Here is a 20,129-nt window from a genome sequence, read left to right on the forward strand (position 1 = left end):
TGCTGATTCATTTGCCACCGTGAGGCTTGCATGTCTTTCGATCTCGCCGCACGCCTTGCTACTCGTCGTGCCGAAAATCTCTATCGCCGGCGACCGCTGCTTGAAAGCCCGCAAGGGCCGCAAGTGGTGGTCGACGGTCAACCACTGCTGGCGTTCTGCAACAACGATTACCTGGGCCTGGCCAATCATCCGCAAGTGATCGAAGCCTGGCGTGCCGGTGCCGAACGCTGGGGCGTTGGTGGCGGAGCGTCGCATCTGGTGATCGGCCACAGCGGCCCGCATCACGAACTGGAAGAGGCCCTGGCCGACCTCACGGGCCGCCCGCGTGCACTGTTGTTCACTACCGGTTACATGGCCAACCTCGGCGCGGTCACGGCGCTGGTCGGGCAGGGCGATACGGTGCTGGAAGACCGGCTCAATCATGCGTCGCTGCTGGATGCCGGATTGTTGTCCGGCGCACGCTTCAATCGCTATCTGCACAACGACGCCGGCAGCCTGGCCAAGCGTCTGGAGAAAGCCACCGGCAATACGCTGGTGGTCACCGACGGCGTGTTCAGCATGGACGGCGATCTGGCCGACCTGCCGGCGTTGGCCCGAGAGACCAAGGCCAAAGGTGCGTGGCTGATGGTCGACGACGCCCACGGTTTCGGTCCGCTGGGCGCGAGCGGTGGCGGGATCGTCGAGCATTTTGGTTTGAGCCAGGAGGACGTTCCGGTGCTGATCGGCACGCTCGGCAAAGCGTTCGGCACGGCGGGCGCGTTCGTGGCCGGCAGCGAAGAATTGATCGAAAGCCTGATCCAGTTTGCCCGCCCCTACATTTACACCACCAGCCAGCCGCCGGCGCTGGCCTGCGCGACGCTGAAAAGTCTGGAACTGCTGCGCAGCGAACACTGGCGCCGCGAGCATCTGCAAACGCTGATCCGCCAGTTCCGTCAGGGTGCCGAACAGATTGGTCTGGAACTGATGGACAGCTTCACGCCGATCCAGCCGATCCTGATCGGTGATGCCGGTCGGGCCGTGCGTCTGTCGCAAATGCTGCGTGAGCGGGGGCTGATGGTCACCGCGATCCGTCCGCCGACCGTGCCTGCCGGCAGTGCGCGGCTGCGGGTCACCCTGACCGCCGCCCACAGTGAAGCGCAGGTGCAACTATTGTTGGAAGGACTGGCCGATTGCTTTGCCCAACTGAAGTCGGAGCCAAGCCATGCGTGATCGACTGTTTCTTCTCCCCGGCTGGGGTCTTGGTGTTTCCCCCCTGGAACCGTTGGCGGCGGCGCTGCGCGGGCTCGATGAACACCTGACGGTGGAAATCGAACCGTTGCCGGAACTGGAATCCAGCGATCCTGCGCACTGGCTCGATGAGCTGGATGAGCGCATTCCCCAGAACGTCTGGCTCGGCGGCTGGTCGCTGGGAGGGATGCTGGCTTCAGAGCTGGCGGCGCGGCGTGGTGAACATTGCTGCGGCTTGCTGACACTGGCGAGCAATCCTTCTTTCGTTGCTCATGAACAGTGGCCGAGCGCGATGCCGGGGGAAACATTTGATGCGTTTCTGGCGGGCTGCAGTGCTGACCCGCGTCAGACCCTCAAGCGTTTTTCGCTCCTGTGCGCTCAGGGTGCACAGGACTCTCGCGGCTTGTCGCGACTGTTGCTGGGCGGTGCGCCGAGTACTTCTCCGGCAGCGGTGATGGCGGGCCTGGAACTGCTGGCACAACTCGATACCCGTGACGCCTTGCAGGCATTTCGTGGCCCGCAATTTCATCTGTTCGCAGGGCTCGACGGGTTGGTGCCGGCAGAGGCAGCGGGGCAAGTGTTCGCGTTGCTGGCGGATGTCGAAGTCGGTCTGATCGAACAGGCCAGCCACGGGTTTCTTCTGGAGGATCCCCACGGTGTGGCGGGGGCGATCCAGGCATTTTTACATGAGTGCGGTGATGACTGATTTGTCTTTTGCTGCGCTGCCCGGCGGCTTGCCTGACAAGCGCCAGGTAGCGGCTTCCTTTTCCCGCGCCGCGGCCAGTTACGACAGTGTGGCCGAGTTGCAGCGCGATGTCGGTACGCAGTTGTTGAACCGTCTGCCGACGGGTTTTCTGCCACGACGCTGGCTGGATCTGGGCTGTGGCACCGGCTATTTCACCCGTTCATTGGCCGAACGTTTTACCGATAGTGAAGGATTGGCGCTGGATATCGCCGAGGGCATGCTCGATCACGCCCGGCCTTTGGGCGGTGCCATGCATTTTATCGCGGGTGATGCCGAACGCTTGCCGTTGCAGGAGTCGACCTGCGATCTGATTTTCTCCAGTCTGGCGGTGCAGTGGTGTGCGGACTTCGAATCGGTGCTCGGCGAAGCTTTCCGGGTGCTCAAGCCGGGTGGGATTTTCGCGTTTGCTAGTCTTTGTGCAGGAACGCTGTATGAATTGCGCGACAGTTGGCGGCAGGTCGATGGTCTGGTGCATGTCAATCGCTTCCGCGAGTTCGCCCGCTACGAACAATTGTGCGCAGTCAGTGGTTTGCGCACGGTCAGCCTGGAGAACCGGCCGCATGTGTTGCATTACCCGGATGTGCGCAGTCTGACCCATGAACTCAAGGCGCTGGGTGCGCATAACCTGAACCCTGGTCGTCCGGGCGGTCTGACCGGGCGGGCGCGGATTCTGGGACTGGTCGAAGCGTACGAGCAGTTTCGTCAGCCTCACGGTTTGCCGGCGACTTATCAGGTGGTCTACGCCGTGTTGGAGAAACCCTTATGAGCGCAGCCTATTTCATTACCGGAACCGACACCGATGTCGGCAAGACCACCGTGGCCGCCGGGCTGCTGCATGCCGCCAGGTCGATGGGATTGAGTACGGCGGCGGGTAAACCGGTGGCATCCGGTTGCATCGTGACGCCCAAGGGTTTGCGCAATTCCGATGCCTTGGCATTGCAGGCCGAATGTTCCGTTCCGTTGACTTATCAACAGGTCAATCCTGTGGCGTTCGAACCGGCCATCGCGCCGCATCTGGCGGCCCGCGAGGCAGGCGTGGCGCTGACCGTGCAATCGTTGCTGGCGTCGATGCGCGAGATCCTGGCCATGAACGCCGACTTCACGTTGATTGAAGGCGCGGGTGGCTGGCGGGTGCCGTTGGCGGATCAGGATAATCTGTCGGACCTGGCCATTGCGCTGAATCTGCCGGTGATTCTGGTGGTGGGTGTACGCCTTGGGTGTATCAGCCATGCATTGCTGACTGCCGAAGCGATTGCCCGTGACGGGCTGCAACTGGCCGGTTGGGTGGCGAACATCATCGATCCGAAGACTTCGCGGCTGGAGGAAAACCTCGCGACGCTGGCCGAGCGCATTCCGGCGCCGTGTCTGGGACGCGTGCCCAAGCTCAAGGCGGTCAGCGCCGAGTCGGTCGCCGAGCATTTGCAACTGGATCTGCTTGACTGATTCTGGCTATGACAAGGCACTGTGCCATTAGTGTTTTTGACGGGTGTTTTTCTGACGTCTCTGGTTCAATGACACCCATTGATCCTTCCCAAGGATGAGCGCTCCCATGGAAATCTCTGGAAACACAGCTTTTTATGCAGGTCTGAGCACCATTCAGACCGGGCAGAACCGCGTCGATCAGGCGGCCAGCCAGATCGCCAACAGCACCATCGAACGCTCGGTCACCAGCCAGTCCTCCGAAGCTCAGGTTGACCGCCTGCGCAGTATCGATCGCAGTCAGCAAATGGACCCGAACAGCGCCATGGCCGAGATGGCCCAAGGCAAATTTCAAGTGGAGCTGGGCGCGAAAGTCGCCAAGGCGTCCGATGAAATGCTCGGTACGATCATCGATACGTTTGCCTGATTGTTCGATATTCGCGTTGCCGGACGCCGCGATTGTTCGCGGCGTTTTTCGTTGTAAGTCCTTCTCCCTCAACTAATCTTTTTTCATTGCACATGGCTTTGTCGGGCGCATGTCGCACTGCTGTGTCCGGCGTTCGGAAAATGTGATGACGAATGGCAAAAGAACGACGCTTGACAAGATTTCGGCGTAAACGTATGTTTCAAACAACTGTTTGACCGTCACAACAAATCAATGCGGTCGTTCATTCCCGGTTACATCAGCAGAGGTTTATCGCTATGCCTGACTACAAGGCCCCCTTGCGTGATATTCGCTTCGTACGTGACGAACTGCTCGGCTATGAAGCGCACTATCAGAGCCTTCCAGCCTGCGCAGACGCAACGCCGGACATGGTTGACGCCATTCTCGAAGAGGGCGCCAAGTTCTGTGAGCAGGTGCTGGCGCCGCTGAACCGCGTGGGCGATCTCGAAGGTTGCACCTGGAGCGAGTCCGGCGTGAAAACCCCGACCGGCTTCAAAGAGGCTTACAAGCAATTCGTGGAAGGCGGCTGGCCAAGCCTGGCTCACGACGTCGAGCACGGCGGTCAGGGTCTGCCTGAGTCGCTGGGCCTGGCTGTCAGCGAAATGGTCGGTGAAGCCAACTGGTCGTGGGGCATGTACCCGGGCCTGTCGCACGGCGCGATGAACACCATCTCCGAGCACGGCACTCCAGAGCAGCAAGAAGCCTATCTGACCAAGCTGGTGTCCGGCGAATGGACCGGCACCATGTGCCTGACCGAACCTCACTGCGGCACCGACCTGGGCATGCTGCGCACCAAGGCCGAACCTCAGGCCGACGGCTCCTACAAAGTCTCCGGCACCAAGATCTTCATCTCGGCCGGTGAACACGACATGGCCGACAACATCGTCCACATCGTATTGGCCCGTCTGCCGGATGCACCAGCCGGCACCAAAGGCATTTCCCTGTTCATCGTTCCGAAGTTCCTGCCGAACGCCGACGGCACCATCGGTACTCGCAACGCAGTGAGCTGCGGCTCCATCGAACACAAGATGGGTATCCACGGCAACGCCACCTGCGTGATGAACTTCGATGGCGCGACCGGTTTCCTGATCGGCCCGGCGAACAAAGGCCTGAACTGCATGTTCACCTTTATGAACACCGCACGTCTGGGTACCGCGCTGCAAGGTCTGGCCCACGCCGAAATCGGCTTCCAGGGCGGTCTGAAATACGCCCGCGACCGTCTGCAAATGCGTTCCCTGACCGGCCCGAAAGCGCCGGACAAGGCCGCTGACCCGATCATCGTGCACCCTGACGTACGCCGCATGCTGTTGACCATGAAGGCATTCGCCGAAGGCAACCGTGCAATGGTGTACTTCACTGCCAAACAGGTGGACATCGTCAAATACGGTGTGGACGAAGAAGAGAAGAAGAAAGCCGACGCACTGCTGGCCTTCATGACGCCGATTGCCAAGGCGTTCATGACCGAAGTCGGTTTCGAGTCCGCCAACCACGGCGTGCAGATCTACGGCGGCCACGGCTTCATCGCCGAGTGGGGCATGGAGCAGAACGTTCGCGACAGCCGCATCTCGATGCTGTACGAAGGCACCACCGGCATTCAGGCACTCGACCTGCTGGGCCGTAAAGTGTTGATGACCCAGGGCGAGGCTCTCAAAGGCTTCACCAAGATCGTCCACAAGTTCTGTCAGAACAACGAAGGCAACGAAGCCGTCAAGGAATTCGTCGCACCGCTGGCTGCACTGAACAAGGAATGGGGCGAACTGACCATGAAGGTCGGTATGGCCGCCATGAAAGATCGCGAAGAAGTCGGCGCAGCCTCCGTGGACTATCTGATGTATTCCGGCTACGCCTGCCTGGCTTACTTCTGGGCCGACATGGCGCGTCTGGCTGCTGAAAAGCTGGCTGCCGGCACCACTGACGAGGCGTTCTACACCGCCAAGCTGCAAACCGCGCGCTTCTACTTCCAGCGCATCCTGCCGCGTACCCGTACGCACGTGGCGGCCATGCTGTCGGGCGCCAACAACCTGATGGACATGAAGGAAGAGAACTTCTCGCTGGGCTACTAAGCCTCGGTGCGGGTTCCATGAAACCGTCGCTCCCCGGGAGCGGCGGTTTTTTTTGCCCTGGATTTTCTCGATCGTTCCGAACGGAGGGCGATGGGCGCTGCACCGTCCTGCGACGATCTCTCAGGGGAAATGGCCTTGATGGCAATGACGTAGAGCGGCCATCGCGCAAGTTTCATGTTTGTCAGGGAAAAAACCTTGATTGAAGGCTCAGAAACAGAGGGATTCAGCCGTTAAAGAGACAACCTGTGATCTGGATCACATTGTGTGTGCCTAATCGGTCACATTGCAGGCACAATGCCATCTCTTTGCCAAGACGGTCGGAGCTTTACCCTTGCCGCGTTCTTCCGCTGTACGTTTCAGTCACTTTTTACCTTCACTGCTGTTGTTGCTTGCGGGGTTGGCGGCTGCGTACGTCAAAGACCTCAACGTGTTCTTCACCTCACTGTTCAACGTGCTGCCGACCCTGGTGCTGTTGCTGGGCGGTTCTTATTGCGCGGTCTATCGACGCCAGCGTGAACTGTTTCTGATGGTCACGGTGTATATCGCCTACTTTCTGCTCGACACCCAGACCGACTATTACCGTGACAACGGCAAGGTGCGCGAAGACGCCGCCGTGGTGTTCCATCTGGTCTGCCTGCTGCTGCCGTTGCTGTTCGGTCTGTTCGCGGCGTGGCAGGAGCGCACACATCTGTTCCAGGACATGGTGGCGCGTTTCGCCGTGCTGCTGGCTTTCGGCAGCGTGGCGCTGGGACTCGAGCAAAGTTATCCCCAGGCCCTGTTGATGTGGCTTTCGGAGATCCGCTGGCCGGCTTTGCACGGGGCCTGGATGAGTCTGATCCAGATGTGCTACCCGGTATTTCTTTCGGCGTTCCTGCTGTTGGCCTGGCAATATTGGCGCCATCCGCGTCCGCTGCATGCGGCGCAACTGGTGGGGTTGCTCGGGGTGTTCTGGATGCTGCCGAAAACCTTCATTCTGCCGTTCACGCTGAACATCATGTGCAGCCAGGTGATGCTGATGATTGCCGCTGCGGTGGCGCATGAAGCCTATCAAATGGCTTTTCGCGACGAGCTCACCGGACTTCCGGGGCGTCGAGCACTCAACGAGCGCATGCAGCGTCTGGGACGCAACTATGTGCTGGCAATGAGCGATGTCGATCACTTCAAGAAATTCAACGACACCCATGGCCACGACGTGGGTGACCAGGTATTGCGGCTGGTTGCCAGCAAGCTGTCGAAAGTCAGTGGCGGCGGCCGGGCGTATCGCTACGGCGGTGAAGAGTTTGCCCTGGTGTTCGCGGGCAAGACACTCGAGGAGTGCATGCCGCACCTTGAGGTCATCCGGGAATCGATTGCGTCCTACAACATCCAGCTGCGCAATCAGGAAAGCCGTCCGCAGGACGATCAACAGGGGCGCCAGCGTCGTGGCGGCTCCGGTGCGTCCAGCGTATCGGTCACGGTCAGTATCGGTGTCGCCGAAAGAGTGGAGCAGCGCACGCCGGAAGACGTGCTCAAGTCCGCCGACCAGGCGCTCTACGCCGCCAAGGGCGCGGGACGGAACTGTGTGATGGCCTTCGGTCAGAACCGCCGTGGCGCGGTACGCATGGACAGCGCGGCGGGTTGAGCGATGAGGCGCGTTCAGCGCCCGGCATTGTCAAACAAAAGAGCCCGCGGATTGCGGGCTTCTTTTTGGCTAACACAGTGACCAAAAATTACAAACAAGTCATGGCTTGACCCTATGTGTCGCAAAAGTTGTTGGGTTACACTCCGGCTCAACGAAAACTTCTTTCCACGAATCACCTGTTTTGATCTTTGCGAGGTTTGCCATGGCTGACTATAAAGCGCCGCTGCGCGATATGCGCTTCGTCCTCAATGAAGTGTTCGAAGTCGCCAAGCTCTGGGCCGAACTGCCGGCACTGGCCGAGACTGTCGATGCCGAAACCGTCGAAGCCATTCTTGAAGAGGCCGGCAAGGTCACCAGCAAAAGCATCGCGCCCCTGAGCCGCGCGGCCGACGAAGAAGGCTGCCGCTGGGCCGACGGTGCCGTTACCACACCGGCCGGTTTCCCGCAGGCCTATCGCACTTATGCCGAAGGCGGCTGGGTCGGCGTCGGCGGTGATCCGGCCTACGGCGGCATGGGCATGCCCAAGGCTGTGTCGGCTCAGGTCGAAGAGATGGTCAACTCCGCCAGCCTGTCCTTTGGTCTGTACCCGATGCTGACCGCCGGCGCGTGCCTGTCGATCAACGCCCACGCCAGCGAAGAGCTGAAATCCGCTTATCTGCCGAACATGTATGCCGGCATCTGGGCCGGTTCCATGTGCCTGACCGAGCCGCATGCGGGCACCGATCTGGGCATCATCCGCACCAAGGCCGAGCCTCAGGCCGACGGTTCCTACAAGGTCAGCGGCACGAAAATCTTCATCACCGGCGGTGAACACGATCTGACCGAAAACATCATCCACCTGGTGCTGGCCAAGCTGCCGGACGCACCGGCGGGACCGAAAGGCATTTCGCTGTTTCTGGTGCCGAAGTTCCTGGTCAATGCCGATGGCAGCCTGGGTGCGCGCAACCCGGCCCACTGCGGTTCGATCGAACACAAGATGGGCATCCAGGCCTCGGCTACGTGCGTGATGAACTTCGACGACGCCGTGGGGTATCTCGTCGGCGAGCCGAACAAAGGCCTGGCCGCGATGTTCACCATGATGAACTACGAGCGCTTGGGCGTCGGCATACAGGGCCTGGCTTCCGGTGAGCGCTCTTATCAGAACGCCATTGAATACGCCCGTGATCGCTTGCAGAGCCGTGCGCCGACCGGCGCGCAGAACAAGGACAAGGTTGCCGACCCGATCATCGTCCATCCGGACGTGCGTCGCATGCTGCTGACCATGAAAGCCTCGAACGAAGGCGGCCGTGCTTTCTCCACCTACGTGGCGATGCAGCTTGATACCGCCAAGTTCAGCGAGGACGCAGCCACCCGCAAACGCGCCGAAGATCTGGTGGCGCTGCTGACGCCGGTGGCCAAGGCGTTCCTGACCGACCTGGGTCTGGAAACCACTGTCCACGGCCAGCAAATCTTCGGTGGTCACGGCTATATTCGCGAGTGGGGTCAGGAGCAACTGGTGCGTGATGTGCGCATCACCCAGATCTACGAAGGCACCAACGGCATTCAGGCGCTGGATCTGGTCGGTCGCAAGATCGTTGGCAGCGGTGGGGCGTTCTACAAACTGTTCGCCGACGAGATCCGTCATTTCACCGCGACCGCCAGTGCCGACCTTGGCGAATTCATCAACCCGCTGAGCGATGCCGTCGATACCCTCGACGAACTGACTTCGTGGCTGCTGGACCGGGCGAAAACCAACCCGAACGAAATCGGCGCAGCGTCGGTCGAATACTTGCAGGCCTTCGGTTATACCGCCTACGCGTACATGTGGGCGCTGATGGCCAAGGCATCGTTGGGCAAGGAGGCGCAGGACGATTTTTATGCAAGCAAACTCGGCACCGCGCGTTTCTACTTTGCCCGCCTGCTGCCGCGGATTCACTCGTTGAGCGCATCGGTGAAGGCGGGCAGCGAGTCGCTGTACCTGCTGGACGCCTCACAGTTTTGAGGATGTGACGTCATGTAAGCGATCTCTTACATGACGTGCTGCTGTTCTCCCATAGGCGCAGATTGGATCCAGAGCTAATCTACTTTCCATGGACGTAGCGCAGGAAGCGCAAAGCAATAACACGGACACGTAAGGATTCTGCCAGGGTGGCGGAGTGAAATGGATGTCAGGGAAACAGTCTGCAAAGCCCCGCTTCGGCGGGGTTTTCTTATGCCCGCAGAAAAGTTTTCAGCCCAACGAATCCAGAGCCGGCGATCCTTTGAGAGGTTTGTCCTCGCGCTGCATCACTTCTTCCAGCAAGGTCCTGAGCAAGGCCAATGACGCCTGTTGGCGTTGCACATCACGGCACACCAGACCCACCTTCAGCGGTACTCGTGGTTCGCTGATCGGTTTCCACAGCAAATCCTGATCGTCGTATTCCTTTTGTGAGCGCCCGGGCAGCACCGTCGCCAGCCGTGTGTGCGGCAGACTGTCGAGAATCCCCACCATATTGTTCAGCTCCGCCTGCACCTGCGGGCGGCGCCCGAGGCTGGCCAGTTGCGCCTGCCAGATCTGACGGATCTGGAATTCTTCTCCCAAAAGCAGCATGGGCAACTCGGCAGCCTGACTCATCGAGACTTTCTTGAATTCCCGCAGCGGATGATCCGCCGGAATGACCAGCGTCAATTCATCTTCGTACAGCATCACGCCGTGCAGACCCGGCTGGCGTGGCGGCAGATAGCTGATGCCGATGTCCAGCGAACCGTTGAGCAGGCGTCGCTCGATCTCCAGCCCCGTCAGTTCATAAATCTGCACCACCAGATGCGGCTGGGCCTTGCGTACCCGTTCCAGCATTTGCGGCACCAGGCTGGTGTGCACGGTTTGCAGCACGCCGATCGCCAGCGTGCGCAGCGCCTGGCCCTTGAAGTTGCCCAGCGCCTCGCGCGCACGTTGCATGCCATCAAGCAGTGGCAGCGCGTGGTTGTACAGCGTATGAGCGGCGAGGGTCGGCAGCAGGCGTTTGCTGCTGCGCTCGAACAGGGTGACGTCGAGGTTCTGTTCCAGATGGCGGATCTGCTGGGACAACGCAGGTTGGGAGATCGACAGACGCTCGGCAGCACGCCCGACATGGCCTTCTTCGTAGACCGCGACGAAATAACGCAGTTGTTTGAAATCCATAAGTGATGCTTATCGAAAATGCTGGGAAATCGAAATGGCTCGGCGCCTTGAAGACGCCTAGTCTAACCGCATTCACAAGGCTTGCAGGGCCGGAAAGCGCAATGACCAGCGTTTGCTTCGAAAGTGTTTACATAGGCAGTTCAAAAAACCTCAATCGAGGTTTTTTTCAATGAATCTGTTCAGCTTGCGGCGCCAGGCGCCGAGCCTCGATGACCTGACTTTTGAAACCCATGTATCGGATGCCGCTGATGGTCTGAATGCCGGGCGCCTGATGCCCAGCGTCGAGCGCCCACAGCAGGTTTTCGTTCGCGGCCAGGGTTCCTGGCTGTGGGACAGCAATGACCGCGCCTACTTGGACTTTTCTCAGGCCGGCGGCGCCAACAGCCTGGGCCACAGCCCTTCGGCGCTGGTCAAAGCCATCGCCAGCCAGGCGCAGGCCCTGATCAATCCCGGATTCAATCTGCACAACCGCGGCATGCTCAGCCTCGCCGAGCGTTTGTGCGCCAGCACTTCCAGCGATCAGGCGTATCTGCTCAACAGTGGCAGCGAAGCTTGTGAAGCCGCGATCAAACTGGCGCGTAAGTGGGGTCAGCTGCATCGCGGCGGCGCCTCGCGGATCATTGTCGCCAGACAAGGCTGCCACGGGCGTAGTCTGGCGACGATTTCGGCGTCGGACAGTTGCAACCTGCACAACCGCTTCGCGCCGCTGTTGCCGGGCTTCGATCGGGTGCCGTTCAATGATCTGCCGGCACTGCATGCTGCTGTCGATTCGCAGACCGTGGCGATCATGCTCGAACCGATCCAGAGCGATGCCGGTGTCATTCCGGCGACCGAACATTACCTCAAGGGTGTCGAACGCCTGTGCCGTGAACTGGGAATTCTGCTGATCCTCGACGAAGTACAGACCGGCTTTGGCCGCTGTGGCACATTGCTCGCCGAACAGTCCTACGGCGTGCGCGCCGATATCGTCGTGCTCGGTAAGGGCCTTGGTGGTGGCGTTCCATTGGCTGCATTGCTGGCGCGAGGCAAGGCTTGCTGTTTCGACGCCGGCGAGCTGGGCGGTACTCATCACGGCAACGCACTGATGACAGCCGCCGGCCTGGTGGTGCTCGACAGCGTGCAGGACCGCGCCTTCCTCGAACAGATCCGGGACAACGGCCAGCATCTGCGCGAGGGGCTCGCCCGTCTGGCCCATCGTTATGAACATGGCGAGTTGCGCGGGCAAGGGCTGTTCTGGGGACTGACCCTGTCGGAAGACTCCGCAGAGGCCGTGGTCAAAGCCGCGCTCCATGAAGGCTTGCTGCTCAACGCCCCACAAGCCAACTGCCTGCGCTTTACCCCGGCGCTCACCGTCAGCAAGGCCAACATCGACGAAATGCTCCTGCGCCTGGCCCGCGCATTCTCCCGGGTACGCACTGCGCAATTGCAATGCCGCAAAGGGATTGCCGTTTGAGCTGAAGTTTCCCACCCGAATTCAAGAACCGTCTCGCGGTATAACGCACGCCCCACGCCTGATTCTTTTGGCGTGGGGCGTTTTTTTGTGCGCCGGTAATGGCAAACAAATGGCGAGATCGCGGGTTGCACTGAACCCTGACAAACGGCACAGGTCGATTAGCTTGTATGGCTCAGTCGAGCCAGCCCCCAATCAGGAGCTGCCCCATGGACTTCATCCGCATCATCATCGCCATTATCTTGCCGCCGCTGGGCGTGTTTCTTCAGGTCGGATTCGGCGGTGCGTTCTGGCTCAATATCCTGCTGACGCTGTGCGGCTATATCCCGGGGATCGTGCATGCGGTGTACATCATCGCCAAGCGCTGAGTTTCAATCCGCCAGGCCCATCACTCGCTGATAGAAACGCCACTCCTGCTCCAGCGCGTGGGCCTGGTTCGCGGCCCGGCGAAAGCCGTGGCGTTCGTCGGCGTAATAATGCGCTTCGACCTCAATGCCGTTGTGCTCCAGGGCCGCGACCATGTCGCGGGTCTGTTGCGGCACCACGACAGCGTCCAGTTCACCCTGAAAGAAAATCACCGGCACGCGAATGTTGTTGGCATGCGATAACGGCGTGCGCGCGGCGTAACGGTCGGCGTCTTTCTCCGGATCGCCGATCAGCCAGTCCAGGTAGTCGCCTTCGAACTTGTGTGTCGCCCGACCCAGAGCCACCGGATCGCTGACGCCATACAGGCTGGCGCCGGCACGAAACACCTGATGGAACGCCAGGGCGCACAGCGTCGTGTAGCCACCGGCACTGCCGCCTCGGATGAATGCACGCTCGCCGTCGATCATGCCGCGATCATTAAGGTAAGCCACCACTGCGCAGGCATCCTCGACATCCACCGCGCCCCAGCTCAGATGCAGCGCTTGTCGATACTCCCGGCCATAACCGCTGCTGCCCCGGTAGTTGAGATCCGCAACAGCGAAGCCGCGCTGCGTCCAGTACTGGATACGCGGGTCGAGCATCGGGTAGCAGGCCGATGTCGGACCACCGTGGATGAACACCACCAGCGGTGGTTTCGCTTCGCCACTCGTGGTCGGGTAGAAGAAACCGTGCGCTTCACCTGAACCGCTCGGATAGCAAAGGGTTTGCGGGCGGCTGATGCACTCGGCGGGCAGCGGTGCAATGCCGCCGGCCAGCAATTTCACTTCACGCGACTTGCGATCAATGGCGATCACGGCTGAAGGGCTGATCGGTGAGGCGGCGATGCAGTAAATGAACTGATCATCGACAGCCAGATGACGGAAGCGGCTGTAGTCGCCAGTGAAGTCTTCACCGTTGAGCGCCAGACGACCAAAACCGCCTTCGCTCCAACTCGCCAAGAATCCTTCATCGGTGGGCAGCCACGTACATCCGCCGAGTTGCCACGGCGCTGGTGCATGATCGGCTGTAACACAGGGCAGCAGTTGCAAACCGTCTGCAGACTCGACCCACGGTTCCCAATATCCGCCACGGTCGGTCAGGCAGCCCAGTCGGCCATTGGTATCGAAGCGAGGTTGCTGGATCGACTCTTCGAGTGTTTCACCGGCCACGCAGCGCGGGGCGGAAAAACCATCTTCCGAGCGTTCGGCGAGCATGAGCCGTGTAGATGTCCACGGCTGATGTGGACGGCTCCATTCGATCCACGCCAGGCGTCGTCCATCCTGGCTGATGATTGGCGACGCGTAAAAATCCGCGCCTTCAACCAGCCTATGGCGTTCGCCACTCGCCAGATTAATAGCCACCAGCCGATGCCGATCACCGTTCTCTTCAACAGCCAGCACCTGCCCGTTGGCAAAATGCAGATCACCATATCGGCATTCCCCGGACGTCAATGCCACGGGTTCGCCGTCCAGCGTCTGTCGGTACAACTGCTGATCCGCCTCGTTGACGAAAACCACTCCATCAGGCGTCAGACAAAACGCCCCGCCGCCATATTCGTACACCCGGCTGCGCACGCTGAAACCCGCAGGCGTCAGGCACTTCGCCACGCCGTCGCGCCAGTGCCAGACCCGGCACGCGGCATCGGCGGGACGGTATTCATTCCAGAACAAACCATTGGTGCCGAGCTGCAATTCGGCGAAATCCACACCGGCGGTAACGGCGGCAGTGGCGCTGAAAGGCTCAGCCTTTGGCGATGAGTCGCGAGTTTCGTTCATTGCGAAAGGCCAGTTGTTCGATGGTCTGGGAGGCGTGCTCGGCTTCTTCGCGGGCCTTTAGGATCACGCCGTGATGTTCGGATTTGCTGCACACCGGGTCGGCATTGCTGGCATCGCCGGTGAGCATGAAGGCCTGGCAGCGGCAGCCGCCGAAATCCTGTTCCTTTTCATCGCAGGAACGGCACGGCTCGGGCATCCAGTCATAACCGCGAAAGCGGTTGAAGCCGAACGAGTCGTACCAGATGTGCTGCATGCTGTGGTCGCGCACATTGGGAAATTGTACCGGCAGCTGTCGGGCGCCGTGACAGGGCAGGGCGGTGCCGTCTGGCGTGACCGTCAGAAACAGGCTGCCCCAGCCATTCATGCAGGCTTTCGGGCGCTCTTCGTAATAGTCGGGGGTGACGAAAATCAGTTTGCACGGATGCCCTTCGGCTTCCAGCTTGGCGCGGTATTCGTTGGTGATGCGTTCGGCGCGGACCAGTTGTTCCTTGGTTGGCAACAGGCCGACACGATTGAGCTGCGCCCAGCCATAGAACTGGCAGGTGGCGAGTTCTACGAAGTCGGCCTCCAGCGCAATGCACATCTCGATGATGCGGTCGATCTTGTCAATGTTGTGCCGATGGGTGACGAAGTTCAGCACCATCGGATAGCCGTGTGCCTTTACGGCGCGAGCCATTTCCAGTTTCTGCGCGAAGGCTTTTTTCGAGCCGGCGAGCAGGTTGTTCACTTGCTCGTCGCTGGCCTGGAAACTGATCTGGATGTGGTCGAGACCGGCCTTCTTGAAGTCGCTGATCTTCTGTTCGGTCAGGCCGATGCCGGAAGTGATCAGGTTGGTGTAAAAGCCCAGCTGACGCGCTTCACGGATCAGATCGGCGAGGTCCTGGCGCACCAGCGGTTCACCCCCGGAAAAGCCCAGTTGTGCCGCACCCATCTCCCGGGCTTCGCGGAACACCTTGATCCACTGCTCGGTGCTCAGCTCTTTGCCCTGCTCGGCGAAGTCCAGTGGATTGGAACAATACGGGCATTGCAGCGGGCAGCGGTAGGTCAGCTCGGCGAGCAGCCACAGCGGCAGGCCGATTTCCGGTTTGGCCGGTACTTGCGCCGATGACTCAGGCAAGTTCGATCCAGTGCTGCGCACGGGCAACCTCCATGAATTGCTCGATGTCATCACCGAGCTCGGGCACGCCGGGGAACTGTCTGTCGAGTTCGGCGATGATCGCCGCAACATCCCGTTCACCGTCGATCAGGCCGCCGATCAGCGCGGCACTTTCGTTGAGTTTGATCATGCCTTCCGGGTACAGCAGCACGTGGCCTTTCTGGGCCGGTTCGTACTGGAAGCGGTAGCCGGGGCGCCAGCTCGGGGTCTTGCTGCGGTCGAAACTCATAAGGCGATTCCTTTATGCCAGACCCGTTGATCGGTGACGCTGTGATACGGCGGGCGGTTCAGTTCGTAAGCCATGCTCATGGCGTCGAGCATGCTCCAAAGGATGTCCAGTTTGAACTGGAGAATTTCCAGCATGCGCTCCTGGCCTTCGCGGGTCTTGTAGTGTTCGAGCGTGATCGCCAGACCATGCTCGACATCACGCCGCGCCTGACCGAGACGGGTTCGGAAGTACTCGTAACCGGCCGGGTCGATCCAGGGGTAATGCTGCGGCCAGCTGTCGAGGCGCGACTGGTGGATCTGTGGCGCGAACAGTTCGGTCAGCGAGCTGCTGGCGGCTTCCTGCCAACTGGCGCGGCGGGCGAAGTTGACGTAGGCGTCCACGGCGAAACGCACGCCGGGCAGTACCAGTTCCTGGGAGCGCAATTGATCCGGATCGAGACCGACGGCCTGGCCAAGACGCAGCCAGGCCTCGATGCCGCCGTCTTCGCCGGGGGCGCCGTCGTGGTCGAGCAGGCGCTGGATCCACTCGCGGCGGATCTCGCGATCCGGGCAGTTGGCCAGGATCGCGGCATCTTTCAGGGGAATGTTCACCTGGTAGTAGAAGCGGTTGGCAACCCAGCCCTGAATCTGCTCGCGGGTCGCCCGGCCTTCATACATCGCCACGTGATACGGGTGATGGATGTGATAGTAGGCGCCCTTGGCGCGCAGGGCCGCTTCGAATTCGGCGGGGGACAGCGGGGTATCGGTCATTGCGGTTCTCCGGGCCATTCGTTACAGGACGATGCTCATGCCGTCATACGCCACTTCTACATTGCGCCGAACCAGTTCTGCGCGCTCCGGCGAGTCTTCGTCGAGAATCGGGTTGGTGTTGTTGATGTGGATAAGCACCTTGCGCTGCTCGGGAAGCTGTTCCAGCACTTCGAGCATGCCGCCGGGGCCGTTCTGGGCCAGGTGGCCCATTTCGCGACCGGTGCGGGTGCCGACGCCACGGCGCTGCATTTCATCGTCGTCCCACAGCGTACCGTCCACCAGCACGCAGTCGTTGCCGGCCATGATGTCCAGCAGCGGTGCGTCGACCTTGCCCAGGCCCGGGGCATAGAACAGTTTGCCGCCGGTGCCGAGGTCTTCGACGATCAGACCGATGTTGTCGCCCGGATGCGGATCGAAGCGGTGCGGCGAGTAGGGTGGAGCGGCGCTGCGCAACGGCAGCGGGGTGAAGCGCAGGTTCGGGCAGGCGGCGACGGTGAAGCTCTGGTCGAGTTCGATGCGGTTCCAGTCCAGCCCGCCGTTCCAGTGCTTGAGCATGGTGAACAACGGGAAGCCGGTGCTCAGGTCTTCGTGGACCATGTCCGTGCACCAGACCTGATGCGGGCAGCCTTCGCGCAGACTGAGCAGGCCGGTGGTGTGGTCGATCTGACTGTCCATCAGGATGATTGCACTGATGCCGCTATCACGCAGGGCCCGACCCGGCTGCATCGGGGCGAAGCTCTGGAGCTGCGCGCGGATGTCCGGCGAGGCGTTGCACAGCACCCAGTTCACGCCGTCATCGGAAATGGCGATGGACGATTGGGTGCGGGCCTTGGCATTCAGGCTGCCGTCGCGAAAACCGGCGCAATTGACGCAGTTGCAGTTCCACTGCGGAAAACCGCCACCGGCGGCCGAACCCAGAATCTGGACGAACATGAACGCTCCATCATTTCAACGCTGAAAATAAAACGCCCCGGCGAGCCGAGGCGTTGCACTGCAATTCTGACGAGGCAGAACTCAGCGGCTGGCGAAGTACATGGTGACTTCGAAGCCGATGCGCAGGTCGGTGTAAGCAGGTTTGGTCCAGGCCATCGGGTGACTCCTTCTTCGGGTGGGTGAGATAGCGCTATCCATAGGTATAGTCCACGGCAGCGTCGAGATGTTCCAAATAGTTAGGTTGCTATGTTACTCAAAATTTCAAAGGTATTGCCCGTGAATCTTTGAGAAAGCTCCTTGCAGCCTTGGTAATGATCATTTTGCAGCTTTCCATGGCGCGCCTGGCGCTGGGTCATTGGACAGGCCGTGCCAGCCGCCTTCGGCGCAGATAAGGCGTTGTGCGGCGGCCTGCAATGCCGGGCGATCCAGTTGAGTGATGGCGCTGCGCAATTGCAGCAGATAATCCGACGAGTGGCCGCAGAGACGGGCCTGCCACAGAAGCTCGGCCGCCTCTTTGCCAGACAGGGCGGTTTCATCGAACTGATCGGCAAGCGTCTGGCGTTGCTGGGTGAGGCTGGCGTCATCGAGTTGTTCGATCCGGGCTGGCAGGTCATCGAGGAACTGCTGAATGTGCTCGAGCAATTGCGCGGCGCTGGTCGTTGGCGATTGCACACCGAACAGCATTGCGCTTTGGCCATGGATCTGGCGCAACCCGCTGAAAACCGCATAACCCAATTGCAGCTCGACTCGCAGGCGTTGGTAGAACTGCGTTTGGCACAGGTGTGCGAGCAGGCGGCACGCGGCTTCTTCAGCGACTTCCTGGCTGGCGGTAGGGCAAAACAGTAGCAAGGCGTGTTCGTTGGACGCACTTTCGATCCGGTGCCACAGGTAACCGGCGTTGATTGCCGACGGTGCGGGTAATTGGTTGTCCGGTGCGCCGGGGATGCGACTCAGCACCAGGCCCATGGCGGATTGGGTTTGTGGGTTGAGGCCCAATGCCAAGCCATCCCAGCGGGAAGTTGTCCACAGGTGCGCGGCGTCATCGGATTCGCTCATTGCTGGCAGGCAGTGCTGGGGCAATTCCTTGAGCAATTGGCGGATCGGTATCAGCGCAGGTTGCAGCTCGCCTTTCGCGGAGTCGACGCCCGCTTGTGTCAAAGATTTCAGCGCATGTTCCAGCACAGCGGGCAGCGTGTCCTGCAGACCGGTCACTTTCAGCAGCCACTGATTGCCCGTCGCGCAGAACGACAACTCGACCCCGGCCTGACGTGCATCATCAGACACTTCCCGCAGACTGCGCTGCAGTTTCGACTGCAGCTCGGCGGTGGCCGCTGCTTCCGTTTGCCAGCGCACGTACACCGCGCCTTCGCCATTGTTGTCCGGCAGCGCCTGACTGAATTGCATCGGCGAGCGCTCACGGCGACTGCGCGAGCGATCCTGAGCAAACGTGCGCAGGCCACGGTGAGCGCTGGTCTGGCCACGGATCAGGCCGGCGTTGGCCAGCGCTTCGGCCGTGCGCAGGAATGGATTGGGGGCAGGCAGATGCCAGTGGCGGCTGAAGTTATCCACAGTGCCGATTTTGCCGAGAATCCCTTTGAGCGCGGCTACGGCTGAATCGGACAGGCCGCATTCGAGTTGCTCGCTGTCGAGCTGCGCCAGTTGCAGTGCGCCGCTGACTTGCTGTCGGCGTAGATGCAGTGCCGAATATTCCTCACGCAATGTCGACCAGTCCCGCTGCGCGGCGAAGAAGCTCAACCAGTCCAGGGATTGCTCGCGAATGAGGTCGAAAGAACCGGCAACTGCGGTGAACTGAAGATGCAGCAATGCTTGCCCGGCGAACTGGTACTGCACGCAGCCGTGCAAGTTGTCTGCAAGCCCTTGCTGCCGCAGATGAGCGAGCAATCCGCCGGGCTTGGCACTGTTCAGCCAGTGGCAGAGGAACGCCAGCGCTTCGGCGGACGATGCCGGCAAGTCTTCCAATGCAAACAGCAGATTGCCGCGCCGCTCGCCGACCTGTTGATAAGTTGCCTGTGGAGTGTCCATCAAACGAACGGGGGTTGCCTGTCCGGTTTTATCCCCAGGTGCCAACGTGGCGGCGAACTGCTCGGCCAGGGCTCTCAGCTCTTCGATGCTCTGCGGTCCGGCCAGGCTCAGGATCATCTGTCCCGTGCGGTAAAACCGGTGATGGAAGTCTTTCAACGCCTGCTGAAACTCCGCTCGCTCTACCGGCAGGCTGTCGCGGTTTCCGGCATGAAAGCCACGCAACGGATGCGCTGCTGACAAGCCTTCGAACAGTGCTTCTTTCTGTTGTGCGGCAGCGTCCTGGGACCATGCGATGAACTCCGCCTGCAACACTTCCCGTTCCCGCAACTGTTCCTCCGTGTTCAGGCGAGGACGAGTGAGCATGTCTGACAGGCGCTCCAGCCCACCGCTGAAAGATGCTGGCGGCAGCTCAAAAAAGAAATCGGTGGTGCGCTCGCGAGTGCTGGCATTCACCTGGCCGCCATGCGATTGCACGTAAGCCATCAATCCTTGGCCGGCAGGAAAACGCTCGGTGCCGAGAAACAGCAAATGCTCGAGGAAATGCGCCAGCCCCGGCCACGCCAATGGCACGTCATGGCTGCCGGCCGCCACCCGCAGCGCAGCGGCGCTGCGCTTCAGGCCGGGCACGTGACGCAGGGTCACGCGCAAGCCGTTGGTCAGGGTTTCAGTGTGGGGGCGGGGGTGAGTCGGCGCAGGCATGGGCACTTCCAGGACGGTGAGGTGCCCATGC

Annotated in this window: 18 protein-coding genes; 10 read left to right on the forward strand and 8 right to left on the reverse strand. The window is 60.8% G+C overall.

Annotated features, from left to right (window positions below; translation table 11 throughout):
• The first annotated feature begins 30 nt into the window (after positions 1-30).
• The 8 genes from bioF (at position 31) to BBF94_RS11270 (ending at position 9,501) form a co-directional block, all read left to right on the forward strand.
• Entirely contained in the window at positions 31-1,209 is a 1,179-nt protein-coding gene (bioF, locus tag BBF94_RS11235) for an 8-amino-7-oxononanoate synthase (protein WP_065259105.1), read from the forward strand.
• Positions 1,202-1,933, forward strand: coding sequence for an alpha/beta fold hydrolase (locus BBF94_RS11240; protein WP_065259106.1), 732 nt, complete (start codon positions 1,202-1,204; stop codon positions 1,931-1,933). Before bioF ends, BBF94_RS11240 begins: the two co-directional genes overlap by 8 nt.
• The gene (bioC, locus tag BBF94_RS11245; protein WP_065259107.1) at positions 1,926-2,738 is read left to right on the forward strand and encodes a malonyl-ACP O-methyltransferase BioC; all 813 of its coding nucleotides are present in this window, start codon (positions 1,926-1,928) and stop codon (positions 2,736-2,738) included. Before BBF94_RS11240 ends, bioC begins: the two co-directional genes overlap by 8 nt.
• Entirely contained in the window at positions 2,735-3,415 is a 681-nt protein-coding gene (gene bioD / locus BBF94_RS11250; RefSeq protein ID WP_065259108.1) for a dethiobiotin synthase, read from the forward strand. Before bioC ends, bioD begins: the two co-directional genes overlap by 4 nt.
• A gap of 106 nt (positions 3,416-3,521) precedes the next feature.
• Positions 3,522-3,818 (forward strand): pyrroloquinoline quinone biosynthesis protein PqqE, encoded by a 297-nt coding sequence (locus BBF94_RS11255; RefSeq protein ID WP_065259109.1) that lies wholly within the window; start codon positions 3,522-3,524, stop codon positions 3,816-3,818.
• 275 nt (positions 3,819-4,093) lie between these two features.
• Positions 4,094-5,899: a phenylacyl-CoA dehydrogenase gene (locus tag BBF94_RS11260; protein WP_065259110.1), complete on the forward strand. Its 1,806-nt coding sequence runs from the start codon at positions 4,094-4,096 to the stop codon at positions 5,897-5,899.
• A gap of 331 nt (positions 5,900-6,230) precedes the next feature.
• Positions 6,231-7,520: a GGDEF domain-containing protein gene (locus BBF94_RS11265; protein WP_065259111.1), complete on the forward strand. Its 1,290-nt coding sequence runs from the start codon at positions 6,231-6,233 to the stop codon at positions 7,518-7,520.
• A gap of 202 nt (positions 7,521-7,722) precedes the next feature.
• Complete coding sequence (locus BBF94_RS11270) at positions 7,723-9,501, forward strand: acyl-CoA dehydrogenase C-terminal domain-containing protein (RefSeq protein ID WP_065259112.1); 1,779 nt, start codon at positions 7,723-7,725, stop codon at positions 9,499-9,501.
• A 228-nt stretch (positions 9,502-9,729) separates the two neighbouring features.
• Here BBF94_RS11270 and BBF94_RS11275 read toward each other — a convergent pair whose 3' ends face one another.
• Entirely contained in the window at positions 9,730-10,659 is a 930-nt protein-coding gene (locus tag BBF94_RS11275; RefSeq protein WP_065259113.1) for a LysR family transcriptional regulator, read from the reverse strand.
• A gap of 169 nt (positions 10,660-10,828) precedes the next feature.
• Between BBF94_RS11275 and BBF94_RS11280 the strand changes: the two genes are divergently transcribed.
• Both BBF94_RS11280 and BBF94_RS11285 read left to right on the forward strand, forming a co-directional pair.
• The gene (locus tag BBF94_RS11280) at positions 10,829-12,112 is read left to right on the forward strand and encodes an aspartate aminotransferase family protein (RefSeq protein WP_065259114.1); all 1,284 of its coding nucleotides are present in this window, start codon (positions 10,829-10,831) and stop codon (positions 12,110-12,112) included.
• Positions 12,113-12,318: 206 nt separating this feature from the next.
• Positions 12,319-12,477 carry a YqaE/Pmp3 family membrane protein gene (locus tag BBF94_RS11285; protein ID WP_065259115.1) on the forward strand — a complete coding sequence of 53 codons (159 nt, stop codon included), beginning with the start codon at positions 12,319-12,321 and terminating at the stop codon, positions 12,475-12,477.
• A gap of 3 nt (positions 12,478-12,480) precedes the next feature.
• Here BBF94_RS11285 and BBF94_RS11290 read toward each other — a convergent pair whose 3' ends face one another.
• The 7 genes from BBF94_RS11290 to pqqF all read right to left on the reverse strand — a co-directional run bounded on the left by BBF94_RS11290 (position 12,481) and on the right by pqqF (position 20,098).
• Positions 12,481-14,289, reverse strand: a complete 1,809-nt coding sequence (locus tag BBF94_RS11290; RefSeq protein WP_065259116.1) for a S9 family peptidase — start codon at positions 14,287-14,289, stop codon at positions 12,481-12,483.
• Positions 14,255-15,427 carry a pyrroloquinoline quinone biosynthesis protein PqqE gene (gene pqqE, locus BBF94_RS11295; protein WP_065259117.1) on the reverse strand — a complete coding sequence of 391 codons (1,173 nt, stop codon included), beginning with the start codon at positions 15,425-15,427 and terminating at the stop codon, positions 14,255-14,257. Before pqqE ends, BBF94_RS11290 begins: the two co-directional genes overlap by 35 nt.
• Complete coding sequence (pqqD, locus tag BBF94_RS11300) at positions 15,399-15,674, reverse strand: pyrroloquinoline quinone biosynthesis peptide chaperone PqqD (protein ID WP_065259118.1); 276 nt, start codon at positions 15,672-15,674, stop codon at positions 15,399-15,401. The genes pqqE and pqqD overlap by 29 nt, the downstream gene beginning before the upstream one ends.
• Positions 15,671-16,423 (reverse strand): pyrroloquinoline-quinone synthase PqqC, encoded by a 753-nt coding sequence (pqqC, locus tag BBF94_RS11305; RefSeq protein WP_011336228.1) that lies wholly within the window; start codon positions 16,421-16,423, stop codon positions 15,671-15,673. The genes pqqD and pqqC overlap by 4 nt, the downstream gene beginning before the upstream one ends.
• Before the next feature lie 21 nt (positions 16,424-16,444).
• Positions 16,445-17,356: a pyrroloquinoline quinone biosynthesis protein PqqB gene (gene pqqB / locus BBF94_RS11310; protein ID WP_065259119.1), complete on the reverse strand. Its 912-nt coding sequence runs from the start codon at positions 17,354-17,356 to the stop codon at positions 16,445-16,447.
• Positions 17,357-17,437: 81 nt separating this feature from the next.
• Entirely contained in the window at positions 17,438-17,512 is a 75-nt protein-coding gene (gene pqqA, locus BBF94_RS27115) for a pyrroloquinoline quinone precursor peptide PqqA (protein WP_003444522.1), read from the reverse strand.
• Positions 17,513-17,671: 159 nt separating this feature from the next.
• Positions 17,672-20,098: a pyrroloquinoline quinone biosynthesis protein PqqF gene (gene pqqF / locus BBF94_RS11315; RefSeq protein WP_065259120.1), complete on the reverse strand. Its 2,427-nt coding sequence runs from the start codon at positions 20,096-20,098 to the stop codon at positions 17,672-17,674.
• Positions 20,099-20,129: the final 31 nt, after the last annotated feature.

This window comes from Pseudomonas bananamidigenes (genome assembly GCF_001679645.1).
In the GTDB taxonomy this organism is placed as follows: Bacteria; Pseudomonadota; Gammaproteobacteria; order Pseudomonadales; family Pseudomonadaceae; genus Aquipseudomonas; species Aquipseudomonas bananamidigenes.

What these genes read in the sequence shown, in the direction of transcription:
- bioF (WP_065259105.1), top strand. Translation starts at nt 31, where the DNA reads ATGTCTTTCGATCTCGCCGCACGCCTTGCTACTCGTCGTGCCGAAAAT.
- BBF94_RS11240 (WP_065259106.1), top strand. Translation starts at nt 1,202, where the DNA reads ATGCGTGATCGACTGTTTCTTCTCCCCGGCTGGGGTCTTGGTGTTTCC.
- bioC (WP_065259107.1), top strand. Translation starts at nt 1,926, where the DNA reads ATGACTGATTTGTCTTTTGCTGCGCTGCCCGGCGGCTTGCCTGACAAG.
- bioD (WP_065259108.1), top strand. Translation starts at nt 2,735, where the DNA reads ATGAGCGCAGCCTATTTCATTACCGGAACCGACACCGATGTCGGCAAG.
- BBF94_RS11255 (WP_065259109.1), top strand. Translation starts at nt 3,522, where the DNA reads ATGGAAATCTCTGGAAACACAGCTTTTTATGCAGGTCTGAGCACCATT.
- BBF94_RS11260 (WP_065259110.1), top strand. Translation starts at nt 4,094, where the DNA reads ATGCCTGACTACAAGGCCCCCTTGCGTGATATTCGCTTCGTACGTGAC.
- BBF94_RS11270 (WP_065259112.1), top strand. Translation starts at nt 7,723, where the DNA reads ATGGCTGACTATAAAGCGCCGCTGCGCGATATGCGCTTCGTCCTCAAT.
- BBF94_RS11275 (WP_065259113.1), bottom strand. Translation starts at nt 10,659, where the DNA reads ATGGATTTCAAACAACTGCGTTATTTCGTCGCGGTCTACGAAGAAGGC.
- BBF94_RS11280 (WP_065259114.1), top strand. Translation starts at nt 10,829, where the DNA reads ATGAATCTGTTCAGCTTGCGGCGCCAGGCGCCGAGCCTCGATGACCTG.
- BBF94_RS11285 (WP_065259115.1), top strand. Translation starts at nt 12,319, where the DNA reads ATGGACTTCATCCGCATCATCATCGCCATTATCTTGCCGCCGCTGGGC.
- BBF94_RS11290 (WP_065259116.1), bottom strand. Translation starts at nt 14,289, where the DNA reads ATGAACGAAACTCGCGACTCATCGCCAAAGGCTGAGCCTTTCAGCGCC.
- pqqD (WP_065259118.1), bottom strand. Translation starts at nt 15,674, where the DNA reads ATGAGTTTCGACCGCAGCAAGACCCCGAGCTGGCGCCCCGGCTACCGC.
- pqqC (WP_011336228.1), bottom strand. Translation starts at nt 16,423, where the DNA reads ATGACCGATACCCCGCTGTCCCCCGCCGAATTCGAAGCGGCCCTGCGC.
- pqqB (WP_065259119.1), bottom strand. Translation starts at nt 17,356, where the DNA reads ATGTTCGTCCAGATTCTGGGTTCGGCCGCCGGTGGCGGTTTTCCGCAG.
- pqqF (WP_065259120.1), bottom strand. Translation starts at nt 20,098, where the DNA reads ATGCCTGCGCCGACTCACCCCCGCCCCCACACTGAAACCCTGACCAAC.